The following is a 10,054-nucleotide window of genomic DNA, read 5'->3' as shown; positions in this document are numbered from 1 at the left end:
AAAACGCGCGTGAGTCAACATGCACGTTTACGGCTAAAATCACTCTTTCACTTAGGGGCTATGTCAGCGATCCGAATGAAAGGCGAGTTACAGGTTTACTACCAACGCAAGGTCACTGAAGGCAAAAACAAGATGCTCGTTCTGAATGCAGTTCGCAACAAACTCATTCACCGCGTTTGCTCCGTAGTTCACCGGGGCCAAACATATGACAAAAATTATACGCCCGCGCTTGCATAAACCATGGAAATCCGTGCGGTCTCAAAGGATACTCTGGCGGTAGCAATTCCTACCAACTCAGACACCTGGAAGGTAACTAGCTTTGCCAACTCGCCGGATGGTATCCGCCGGCTGAGGAATGTTTTGCCGGCAGAGGCCCACGTCGTCGTTGAAGCGACTGCCGGGCCGATTTCTATGGTTCAAACAAGGGTGAGCGTATAATTTTTGTTATATTTTTTACCCCGCTTGACCACCGCATAGACCCGATGGATGAGTTTATTTCTTAACGCATTGATGACCAGCATCTTATTTTTACCTTGAGCTACCTTTCGCTGATAATACTCCTGTAATTCACCGGATACCTGAAGAGCCGACATAGCCGCCATATGAAGTAATGTTTTAAGTGATTTTCGGGCATGGTGATTCACGCGGGTTTTGCCCCGCACACTACTGCCCGAAGAGTGTTCAAAAGGAGCTACACCAGCATGGCAAGCTAGTTTTTTGGGATTATTAATGGCTTTGAACTCATCACTGGCCAGGATTAATTCAGTGGCCACGACTTGACCAACACCGGGGATAGACGTCACTAACTCAAAGAGTGCTTTCAAAGTAGGATCGTCAGTAATAAGCTGTTTGATCGCCTTTTCAACCCCTTTTAGATCACTCAGTAACGCCTTCAGTGAGCTGCTGCAATGCTGACCTAGTTGGGTTGTCAGAGCTTTGTCGCCAAATCGTTTTTGCTCATTCAGGGGCACTTTCAACTGGCTGACTATAGCTTGCAGACGCTGACGAAGTCGAGTAAATTCAGCCAGCTTTTTCATGACTGGTCGAGCTGGCTTCCAGAGCCGAGTCCGGTCTTGAAAGCGATAAGCATACTCAGCAATACGCTGAGCATCAATACTATCTGACTTACCTCGTTGCAGGCCACCAGCTTGTTTAATATGTAGGGAAGCTTCTAGCCAGATCGGTAACTGAGCCTGAAAAAACACCTCCAAGGCGTGTGCATTGTAAAGACCCGTATGCTCCATGCACACCACGCAGTTTGAGCGATCAAAATCAGGGAGTGCCTGGAGTTGTTTGATCACCGCTCGGATAGCCGTTGGTGAGTTTTCAGATTGGGTCTGCCAGACGATACCTTTAGCAGCATAAACAGCCCAATCCAGCCGGTCCGCCGGTGCGGTGTTCTTCGAAACATCAATCCCAATGCAGTGGCGAATGTCCATTAGAGTACTTAATTTTAGGGTTAGACAATCAGACTGCTTACTCATCACTCGCTACCTTGCTAATGGGACTGCTATCCCTAATTTCTATTCGAGTCGGACCGCCGAAGCGGTTAAGTAAGAAAGACCGAGCGGGTCCTGAATCGGCCCATAGGGCGCAAACCTAGCCGGAGACGTTAGGGAAGCCCGCTCGGTTGTCTATCTGGCAAGCTACCCAAATCTTGGTTTCTTACCAGCCCTCAAACCTAAAGGCCGGAGCGGTCGGCGATTCAGTACAATAAGCAGTGTCGAGAGTTTTATCAGCGATTGAAAGCGGCTGGAAAATCATCTAAATTGGCGTTGATAGCTGTGGTGAATAAACTACTTCGCCAGGCTTTCGCGGTGGTGAAGTTCGACGAGGATTTTAATCCCAATTATCAGCCAATTTTACGTTCCATCCCTTGACTTTTAACACAGTTCATAACATTCCATATGCAACTTGACTAAGAAAAGTACCATTTTTAAAGCATTCAATTTGTCTAAAGTAGGTGCGGCAAATCGCCCCTCCATGGCTTTACTATAACAAATAAGTTAATCTTTTCAGGAACTAGTTGGTAAGCTAGGAATATTTCGAATTCTCAGATAAAGCTCAATTAATTGACGCCAGTAAGCAGCTATTGGATATTCCTGCGTATCCGGCTCAGAGACGACTGGGTAATGCCAAGATAAGAGGCTAGGTACGATAAAGGAACTCTATTCGCCAAATTCGGGAAATCGGACAGCAACTTAAGATATCGCTCTGTTGCATCTTCAGACAGCATTACGCTGATCCGATTAACCTTGTCGGCCATGCCTTTGGCTGTTACTTTGGCAATAATTGCATCCCAGCCAATTATCGTCATTGACAACTCCTCCATGGCACGCTTTGACAGAACAACATACGCACAGTCCGTAACAGCCTGCGCGTACTCGGTGGATGGAATACCCGTGTTTAAGCTGTAAACATCCGCCATAAAATGGTTCTCGTCTATAAAATATTTAGTTATTTCAACGCCACTATTGTTATAGTAACAGATGCGCATGATTCCTTCAGTGAGAAAAATTACTTCACGTTGAATCTGACCTGCTTCGTGATAAAAAACCTCTTTTTTTGTAGTCTTGACAGTAGCTTTGCTTTTGATCAGCTCAATCTGCGTTGGGTTTAGATTGCCGAACTGTAAAAGATAATTGATCATTTGCTCCATGGTCCATCTATTTCATTTGCGACATCAACATGTTATCAAACAACTTGTCGGATAACAGCCATTTTAAAAATAACATGGGCTTTACCATTGCCCCACCCATGTAGCGTGTTTTTGGTTTTTTTTGTTCAATGCCCTTTTGGATGAGTTTAGCGATCTCCACCGGCTCAACTGAATTCTTTTCCATTGTTTCATACATTTTACCCAGTGTGGCTGCCAGTTTACTGTAAACGGTATTTCCTGAAACACGCATCAGATCTTGACCACCGATTTCGATCATTTCCGATTTTGTGCCGCCTGGTTCAATCACGATGACATCGATGCCAAATTGCCTCACCTCATTACGCAGGGCATCGCTCAAGCCCTCTACGGCAAATTTACTGGCATGGTACCAGCTGCCCATTGGCAAACCGACCTTGCCTCCGACGGAGGAAATGTTGACGATTTTACCATAGCCATTTTTACGCATACCCGGTAATACTAGCTGAATTAATCTTGATACGGCGAACACATTAATCTCCATCTGATTTCTGGCCTCTGCCATTGGTACATCTTCCAATGCCCCGTAGGATCCAAGGCCCGCCGAATTAATCAGAATATCAATGTTCCCTGTTTGGCGGATAATTTCAGTCACCCCGTTTACTATACTTTCGTCATTGATAACATCCATGGGAATGGCTTGAACTCCGTAACTCGCTAAATCCTGTAATCTATCCTCTCGGCGTGCTGCGCCATAAACGGTATACCCCTTTTGAGCTAAGTAAATAGCGGTTGCCTTACCGATGCTTGATGAAGCCCCTGTTACTAAAACTGTCTTTGCCATTTCGTTCATTTTTAAGGTTAAACAACACAGCAAAGGTCCCTTTAAACTCAACGACAGTATTTGTCATTTGGCAAAAAGTGAAGGATAAGTGATACAAATACTTAATGTCTTACCAATATCATTAAACGCTGGTTTTATTAATTGGCCACCATTTGATCAAGCTAGCAGTTCACCCATGCCAAACAGCGTTAACCCTTTTCTGAACTCTTCGGCGACGGCCTGATTTGCCGCTTCAATGTATACTCCAGTTATTGGGTCAACAACCGTCCGCAACGGTCTTTTGCTTTTTTCCAGACCAATAAGTTTGACAATTGCATCAGCAACAGCCTGCGGATTAGGGGTTTTTGTTTGCATCAGCCCCCCAATCGCATTGATCATTTTGTTTGGAATATCAGCGATTGCGCCATAACCTTCAAAAACTGATTGTTCTGAGGCTGGTTGGGCTTTTTGACCCATTTCAGTCGGAAAAGCACCCGGTTCTACGATGGCTACATCTATGCCTAACCGTTTAACTTCGTAATGCAGGCCTTCACTTATTCCTTCCAAACCGAACTTAGATCCGCCATACACCGTCGCAAACGGGAAGGATACCCGTCCAAATCCGCTGGTCACGTTAATGATTAAGCCTTCTGCCTGTTTACGCATGGCAGGTAATACCTGCTTGATGAACCTCCAGGGAGCAAAGACGTTCACGTCAAATATAGCCTGCACATCAGCGGTAGTAAAACTCTCGGCCACCCCATTCATCGAAAAACCGGCATTGTTGACCAACACATCGATTGTGCCTTCTTCTGCAATAATGTTTTCAACCGCCAGCTTAACGCTTTCATCGTCTGTCAGGATAACATCCAGAACAGTTATATTTTCTACCCCTGCCAGGGCTTTTGCTTTATCGGCATTTTTACCGGTGGTATCTCTCATGGTAGCATAAACTTTGTGTCCCAAAGCTGCTACACTATGGGCTGTTAGCCACCCAAATCCACTGTTTGTTCCCGTAATTAATACTACTTTTTTGTTCATGTTTCAACTGGTTAACTTGATGAAACAAAGGTTCGTAGTTAAAATAGGAAACCATTTACCAATTGGTAAAAAGCGCTTTTACCGGATATTTCTTCTTATCCTGCTTAACGACTGTTGGGTGATTCCCAGATATGAAGCGATATAAGCCAGTGGAACGCGATTGGCAAGGGATGGGAATTTTTCAATAAAGGACAAGTAACGAGTGGTAGCATCTTCTGAAACCAATGGGCTTCTCCGATCTATTGCTTCCAGCAGACACTTTTGATAAATTTTAGCGACAATCTTATCCCAGTCTACGATGGTGTTAAAAAGCCCTTCCCAATTCTTTCTACTAAAAACCAGCAATTTACAGTCTGTAACGGCCTGTATATAGTCTGAGGACGCTACATTTGATTCAAATTTTGGGTAGTCTACAACAAAGCTGTTCTCTTCCACAAAGTTGTTTGTTATTTCTTCGCCCCTATTGTTGTAGTAACAAAAGCGGAAGACGCCCTGTAAAACAAACCCGGTATATCTGGGTACTTTCCCCGCCTCAGAAAAATAGTCGTCTTTACGAAGTTCTAATTCCGTTGCTTTGCTGGCAATGAGGTCAATTTGTTGTTTGTTCAAATTGCCAAACTGCAGAATGTAATTAAACAATTCCTCCATTGGTTAAAGATAAGGGGCGTGGCGGACGGTTCATTTATCATTTGGTAAAAAATGAGTTTTCCAGGATTCACTCTTTAATAGTATTGACAGTGTGGACTTGCTATCTTTTACTGGACAGAAAAGCTAAGCAACATTGTTTTGAAAGAGCTGATACGGTCAGAGAATGCCCCATATCATAGGTGTATGTAATAATCTCTCAATACGCTACCAAAATGCGACGGCTATTTATTATAGCTGTGCCAAATGACCGAACTGCACATGATTGAGTCGAATTGTTCCCTTTCCATCTTCAAAAGTTTACCTATTTTAGCTATCCCTCAAACTGTAAGCTAGACAATCCCGTTAGTTCGTAGGTTAACCCTGCATTCTTCTTTTCATGACAGGTGATTCCAATTCACTAAACAGGAAGTCGTTAACTGAACGACTCGATATTGATTTTGCCCTCCGATCGGCTGGACTTGGAGTCTGGGAAATAGATCCAAAGACGAATCAAGTCCTATGGGACAAGCGCTGCCAGGCGTTGGTCGGGCTGGAAAACGATAACCCTATCCCGTTCGAAGAAGCCATTCAGTACATTCATCCGGATGATCTGACCCGGGTACTAGCCGCGATCCAATGGGCTATGACAGCCCAATCCGGTGGCCACTTCGATGAGACTTACCGAACACAGGGAGCCGATCAGGGTGCTTTGCGTTGGGTACGATTTTGGGGGCAGGCCCACTTTAGTCCCGCCGGTGATGTGCACCGTTTCTCGGGCATTGCTCAAGAAATTACGCAGCATGTGGTGGCTCAGCAAGCGTTGATCGAGAGCGAACAACTCCTTAAGAACCTGGTATTGGGGGCACCCATTGGGATCAGTATTCTGAATGCCGCTGATTTAGTGATTGAAACGGTCAATGACGCGTTCATGGAAGTAGCCGGCAAGTCCTATGAACAGTTGATGGGTCAGCCTTATTGGGTGCCCTTCGCTGAAGCCGCCCCCTACTTTGCTGATGCTTTAGACCGCGTCGCCCGGGAAGGAGTCCCGTTTTCGATCAATGAGACCCCATTGGTGCTGATCCGGCATGGTAAAGAAGAGCTGATTTATGTCACCTTTGTCTACATGCCCCTAAGTGATTCGGCTGGCCAGGTCAAAAAAATAGCCGTCTGGGTGCTGGAAAACACGCATCAGGTAACTGAGCGGAGAAAAGTTGAGGAGCTGGTGCAGCAACGAACCGAGGAGTTAGCCGCTACCAACGAAGAATTAAGCGCCACCAATGAAGAACTGGAGGCCCACAATGAAGAATATGCGGTTCTAAACGAGGAACTGGAGGAAGCCAACAGCTTGCTGATTCGCTCGAATGAGAACTTGCAGCAATTCGCTTACGTGGCCTCTCATGACTTGCAGGAGCCCCTGCGCAAGATTCAACAGTTTGGCGATCTGTTGAGGACACGGTACACCGACTCGGTTGGTGACGAATTGGACTACATCCAGCGGATGCAGGTAGCGGCCAGTCGGATGTCTACTCTAATTAAAGATTTACTGGACTTTTCGCGCATCTCCACCCGGCGGGAAGCCAATGGGTTGGTGTCGCTGGACAAGGTGATCAGGCAGGTCTTATCCACCTTGGAATTAACCATTGCCGAAACGGGGGCTCAGGTCAGCCTTGAGCCTTTACCAACGGTGATGGGCGATGCGTCTCAGTTGAATCAACTCTTTCAGAACCTGTTGTCTAACGCCCTCAAGTTTCGTCGTCCCGGGATAAGTGCCCACATTTCCGTAAAGGCCAGCTGGCTGGCTGCTGAGCACTTACCCGAGGGCCTTAAGTACCAGCGGAGGGCCATTGCTTATCATCAAATCGATGTCCAGGATAATGGCATTGGCTTTGATGAGAAGTATTTAGACCGCATTTTTCAGGTCTTCCAGCGGCTACATGGTAAAAGTGAGTATGCGGGCACGGGGATTGGTCTGGCCATCTGTGAGAAGGTGGTCGCTAATCACGGGGGAGCTATTACGGCCACTAGCCAACCCGGTCAGGGGGCCACCTTTACCATTTACCTACCCGCCTAGCTCAAGACGTTGGTACTTAATAGCCCATCTTCAAGGATTGCTCCCCCATGGGACGTAAGGGATTTTCCAGTCTACAACTGGGGCCTATATCGAAACACAGCGTCTATAGAATGCTTAAAAAAACGTCCACGTATTGAGCTCACAGGCTGACGTACCGCGGTAAGACAGCGTTTGTTTTTGGCTTATATTTTGTCGTACTTACCTATAAAAGAGTATAAACTCCATTCACGTATGCTTCGTGGAGATAGGTTCTACATGGCAGCTATTGGCGTATCAGCTGGAGGGATGGAACCGCTACACGAGTTCTTTGCCCACATACCACTTGACTCTGGGATCGCCTTTATTGTTGTCCCTCACCTAAATCGGGACTATGTCAGTATAGCCGACAAGCTCTTAGCCCAGCACACAACTATGCCTGTTTGGTGGGCCAGGCAGGGCCAGGAAGTAAAACCTGACCACATCTATATGTTACCCATCAATAAGATGATGACCATTGAGAAGGGGTATTTACAGTTACAGGATAGACAAGTCCAGGATCGTAGTAATTGGGCGGTCGATATTTTCTTTACCTCCTTAGCCAAAGCGCAACAAGCGTATGCGATCGGTATTGTTCTTTCGGGAGCTGGCTCAGACGGTACCTTAGGCGCGATTGCCATTCATCATGAACAGGGCATGGTCATGGTGCAAGACCCGCAGACAGCTGAATTTACCAGTATGCCCCGATCCGCAATTTTGAAGGACCATCCAATGCAAATTTTATCGCCGGAACGATTAGCTCAAGCTTTACTCACTTTCGTAGCGGAGTTACCCTAACGGCCGTGGCTATTACAAGCGTGCACCAGCGAATTGGCTGCCCCTTGGCAAGGACTATTTTCGACTGCCTTCAGAAGCAAAGAGTACGCTCTTCAGAACCTTCATTGATTCAACCAGTAGGCCATCGACTTTTGCAACAGCCACTAGAGGTATGGAAAGCGATTAAGTAAAGATTAGCTTTAGACGCTAAACTGGGTTTTATGCGTATAATTAAGTAGGTTCGTCCTTTCAATTAGTGGGCGCTTACGCCCGCCTACATGACACTTCAGCAAACAATCACGGTGCTCATTATTGACGATGATGAGGACGATCGGTTTTTCATGGAACAGGCCTTCAAGACCGATTCGGCCTCTACCCAAGTGCACTCGGCCGCTGGTGGCCAGCAGGCATTCGAACTCCTTGGTTCAGCCCCCTTGTTGCCTGATGTCATCCTGCTGGATCTGAACATGCCGGGGATGACTGGTTTTGAGGTACTGGCGCATCTCAAGCAGTCACCCCCCTATCAATCCATACCGGTTGTTATCCTGACCACCTCCGATGCGGCCACCGATCAAGACCAAGCTCGCCAGTTAGGCGCCGCTGAGTTTATTACCAAACCCACTACCTCGGTAGGCTTAAGTGCCATTGCCCAACGGATTCGATTTGGCTTACTGGAATAAATTATAAAGAGGATTCGTTAGTCGGTTTAACCTTGAGTCGAGGCCAGAAAATGCGCTAGTCGTAGGCAAGGGGTAAAGTAGGACAGAAATGAAGAATCAGTGTCTCATAAAATCCTCCTACTTGATACGACAGGGATGATATATGTCTGCTTCGAGAAACGGGCGTTTTGTGAGGCAATTGGCGAGTCAGTAGCCATTTTATGATGCCCCTCTAAGCCGACAATTCCAACTGATTTTCTCATAATCTGAAAAATTTGCGAAGCCGAATGGTTGCACGTATATTTGCAACCATTCGGCTTCGCAAAGTAAAAGTTAAATAAGATGAGACGAGATATTTTTCAGGCAATAGCCGACCCCACAAGGCGGGCAATCATCACCCTGATTGCCCTGCAGGCAATGACACCCAACGCCATTGCTGAGAACTTCAACACGACCCGACAAGCCGTTTCCAAACACCTTCGCATACTCACAGAATGCGAGCTGGTGAAACCGCAACAGCAAGGCCGGGAGATCTACTACTCCCTGGAAGTTGAAAAAATAAAAGAAGTTGATCAGTGGGTAAACCAATTCAGGAAAATTTGGGAAACGCGTTTTAATCAACTTGACGACGTATTATCAACCCTCAAAAAACAACAAAAATGAACGATTTCACCGTTGACAAAACAACAAAAACAGTAACCTTCTCCCGAGAGTTTGATGCCAACCTTTCGTTGGTATGGGATGCTTACACGAAGCCGGAAATTCTTGATCAATGGTGGGCACCCAAACCTTGGACGTCAAAAACAAAATTTATGGATTTTGAAGTGGGCGGTCGACGGTTTTATGCGATGGTAAGCCCTGAAGGAGAAGAGCATTGGTCAATTCAAAAATACACCTCCATTAGTCCGAAGACCAATTTCAACTTGTGGAATGCTTTTGCCGACAAAGATGAAAACCCAGAATTGCCCGGTTCTGAGTGGGATTTAACGTTCAGCGAGCAAAACGGAAAAACAACCGTACGAATCAGTATTTATAATGAATCGCTTGTCCGGTTAGAGAAGATGCTTGAAATGGGCTTCAAGGAAGGAACGGCGATGACACTGAAAAACCTGGACGAGTTATTGGCAACTTTATCGCAACAAAAGTAAAGGCATAGTTGCCGTTATCATGGGCTTGGAGAAGAGGGACCGTATGCGACGGCACAGTCCGCCATCGCATACGGTCTCACTGGACAGGTAGTCAAAAATCACTGTCTTATAAATAGGCTCCCTCTTGAGACGAAGAAGGCTTCATATATTGTCTCAGATAACTGGGCGTTTCTTGTTGTTCATAAAATAAGGCTCAGGTCTGAACGGATATTTACGCTGGCTTTATAGACGAAAATGGGTTCTAGCTCGTTTTGGTCT

10 protein-coding genes and 2 pseudogenes are annotated in these 10,054 nt (G+C 46.1%); 7 read left to right on the top strand and 5 right to left on the bottom strand.

Features of this window, described 5'->3' with window-relative positions; all coding sequences use genetic code 11:
• Nucleotides 1-237: pseudogene (locus tag BM202_RS36035) on the top strand (IS110 family transposase); the annotation flags it as partial.
• A 179-nt stretch (nucleotides 238-416) separates the two neighbouring features.
• Here BM202_RS36035 and BM202_RS36025 read toward each other — a convergent pair.
• Nucleotides 417-1,439, bottom strand: a complete 1,023-nt coding sequence (locus BM202_RS36025) for an IS110 family RNA-guided transposase (RefSeq protein ID WP_093835377.1) — start codon at nucleotides 1,437-1,439, stop codon at nucleotides 417-419.
• A 258-nt stretch (nucleotides 1,440-1,697) separates the two neighbouring features.
• Here BM202_RS36025 and BM202_RS36020 point away from each other — a divergent pair.
• A pseudogene (locus BM202_RS36020) lies at nucleotides 1,698-1,880 on the top strand (IS110 family transposase); the annotation flags it as partial.
• Nucleotides 1,881-2,089: 209 nt separating this feature from the next.
• On the opposite strand, the gene BM202_RS36015 reads toward BM202_RS36020, so the two are convergent.
• The 4 genes from BM202_RS36015 to BM202_RS36000 all read right to left on the bottom strand — a co-directional run bounded on the left by BM202_RS36015 (nucleotide 2,090) and on the right by BM202_RS36000 (nucleotide 5,147).
• Nucleotides 2,090-2,659: a Crp/Fnr family transcriptional regulator gene (locus BM202_RS36015; RefSeq protein WP_093835375.1), complete on the bottom strand. Its 570-nt coding sequence runs from the start codon at nucleotides 2,657-2,659 to the stop codon at nucleotides 2,090-2,092.
• Between the two features lie 7 nt (nucleotides 2,660-2,666).
• Nucleotides 2,667-3,479: an oxidoreductase gene (locus BM202_RS36010; protein WP_093835381.1), complete on the bottom strand. Its 813-nt coding sequence runs from the start codon at nucleotides 3,477-3,479 to the stop codon at nucleotides 2,667-2,669.
• 156 nt (nucleotides 3,480-3,635) lie between these two features.
• Nucleotides 3,636-4,499, bottom strand: a complete 864-nt coding sequence (locus tag BM202_RS36005; protein WP_093835373.1) for an SDR family oxidoreductase — start codon at nucleotides 4,497-4,499, stop codon at nucleotides 3,636-3,638.
• Between the two features lie 78 nt (nucleotides 4,500-4,577).
• Entirely contained in the window at nucleotides 4,578-5,147 is a 570-nt protein-coding gene (locus BM202_RS36000; protein WP_093835371.1) for a Crp/Fnr family transcriptional regulator, read from the bottom strand.
• Nucleotides 5,148-5,523: 376 nt separating this feature from the next.
• Between BM202_RS36000 and BM202_RS35995 the strand changes: the two genes are divergently transcribed.
• From BM202_RS35995 to BM202_RS35975, 5 genes are all read left to right on the top strand, one after another.
• A complete protein-coding gene (locus BM202_RS35995; protein ID WP_093835369.1) occupies nucleotides 5,524-7,197 on the top strand; it encodes a sensor histidine kinase in 1,674 nt (557 codons plus the stop codon).
• Nucleotides 7,198-7,428: 231 nt separating this feature from the next.
• The gene (locus BM202_RS35990) at nucleotides 7,429-8,010 is read left to right on the top strand and encodes a chemotaxis protein CheB (RefSeq protein ID WP_093835367.1); all 582 of its coding nucleotides are present in this window, start codon (nucleotides 7,429-7,431) and stop codon (nucleotides 8,008-8,010) included.
• A gap of 257 nt (nucleotides 8,011-8,267) precedes the next feature.
• Nucleotides 8,268-8,669, top strand: a complete 402-nt coding sequence (locus tag BM202_RS35985) for a response regulator (protein ID WP_093835365.1) — start codon at nucleotides 8,268-8,270, stop codon at nucleotides 8,667-8,669.
• Between the two features lie 321 nt (nucleotides 8,670-8,990).
• A complete protein-coding gene (locus BM202_RS35980; protein ID WP_093835363.1) occupies nucleotides 8,991-9,311 on the top strand; it encodes an ArsR/SmtB family transcription factor in 321 nt (106 codons plus the stop codon).
• On the top strand, nucleotides 9,308-9,796 hold the full coding sequence (locus BM202_RS35975) for an SRPBCC family protein (protein ID WP_093835361.1): 489 nt from the start codon (nucleotides 9,308-9,310) through the stop codon (nucleotides 9,794-9,796). The genes BM202_RS35980 and BM202_RS35975 overlap by 4 nt, the downstream gene beginning before the upstream one ends.
• Nucleotides 9,797-10,054 lie beyond the last annotated feature (258 nt).

It is taken from the genome of Spirosoma endophyticum, assembly GCF_900112365.1.
GTDB lineage: Bacteria > Bacteroidota > Bacteroidia > Cytophagales > Spirosomataceae > Spirosoma > Spirosoma endophyticum.
This window is presented reverse-complemented; position numbering and strand designations above follow the sequence as displayed.